Genomic DNA, 1,526 nt, shown 5'->3' on the forward strand with positions numbered 1-1,526 from the left:
GCGGTGGCGAGGATCCACCCGGCGGCGGTGAGCAGATACGCCACCCACTGCGCGCCGCCGCCGGGCGCGAACGCGTTGCCCTGGCCGAAGTCGACGACCGGCAGCAGCGTGTCCAGGGTGTAGACGAACGGGTTGAACCCGATCTTCTTGTCCGGCTCCAGCGGCCGCGGCCGGTCGGCCCGGAAGAGCAGGGAGCCCAGCGCCAGCAGCCCGGCCAGCCAGGCGACGGCGAGTTCGGGGCGGTAGCCGTAGCCGACGACACCGTCCTGCACGACGCCCCAGACGCGGGCGTACCAGGGCAGCCGGACGCGGCGGGCGCGCTGCTTGGCGAGCAGGACGCGGCGGGCGTCGTCGTCGTGGCCCAGACGGCGGTACTCGGCGGCGAGTTGCTCGTACGGCTGCGGAACGTACGCGCTGTCGCCCCGGCTCAGCCAGGGCAGCCGCTCGGCGGCGGAGAGCGGGGCGTGGAGCTGGCCGTAGACGGTGCCGTCGAGGTGGACGCGGGACGGCCACGAGCCGGCGGTGTCGTGCAGCACCCCGAAGGTGGAGTGGCGCAGGTCGAGAGCGCCGTGGAGCCGGGCGGTGCGCAGGTCGGCCTCGGGGCTGCTGGTGCGGCGTACGGAGAGCGCGGTGGCCTCGGGGGTGTGCCGGGCGATGCTGCTGCCGGCGAGGTCGAGGCGGCCGGTGATCTGCGCACCGGACAGCACGACTCGGCCGGTGGCCGTCACGTGGTCCCCCTCGACGTCCCCGCCGACCTGGATCCCGTACGCGTTGAGGGCGGTACCCTCCGCGTCTCCCCGCAGCTCGGCACCGCTCATCACCAGCCTGCTGCCTATCGCCGTGCCGGCGATCCGCATCTCGCCGCGGGAGCAGAAGCCCTTGTCCAGCACGACGTCGGAGCCGATGTGCGCGCCGGGGACGTCGAGGGTCTGCCCGGCCGGGTGGTCGAGCGTGGCGGCGCGCAGGAACAGCGCGCCGGTGATGGCGGCGCCGCGGGCGGCGAGCCTGCCGGTGGCCGTCAGCCGGTACGCGGACAGGTCGCCGTCGATCTGGATCCGGGCGGCGTCGAGCGTGATCCCGTCCGGGCCGGGGGTGAGGGTGGCGGCGCGCAGGTCGATGCTGCCGCCGATGCGGGCGCTGCGCAGCACGACCGTCCCCCGGGCGGAGAAGTCGTCGCGCATCAGGATGTCGTTGTCGACCTGGAGGCGGGTGGCGTTGAGCGCCTCGCCTTCGGGGCCGTGGAGGCGGGCGCCGTTGAGTATGAGGGTGCCGGCGATGCGGGTGGCGACGAGCCGGATCTTGCCGCTGGTCGTGCAGCCGGTGAGGCGGAGGCTGCCCTCGGCCCAGAGGTGGGAGGCGAGCAGGCCCGGCAGATGCGAGCCGTTGAAGCTGAGCTGGCGCGTACGGGCTCCGTAGAGGTCGACGGACTCCTCGAACGAGCATTCCTGGAGCCGCAGATGGTGCTCCACGTCGGCGTGGTCGAGCGCGAGGCGGCCGGTGATCCGCGCGCCGGTGAGCTGCACCGC

The 1,526-nt window shown here is 74.2% G+C and carries 1 protein-coding gene; it reads right to left on the reverse strand.

The window, feature by feature from the left end; all coding sequences use genetic code 11:
* Nucleotides 1–1,526: bactofilin family protein (locus H5J30_RS32560; RefSeq protein ID WP_181791264.1), on the reverse strand; the 1,526-nt coding region annotated here is incomplete at both ends.

It is taken from the genome of Streptomyces phytophilus (genome assembly GCF_013870535.1).
GTDB lineage: Bacteria > Actinomycetota > Actinomycetes > Streptomycetales > Streptomycetaceae > Streptomyces > Streptomyces phytophilus.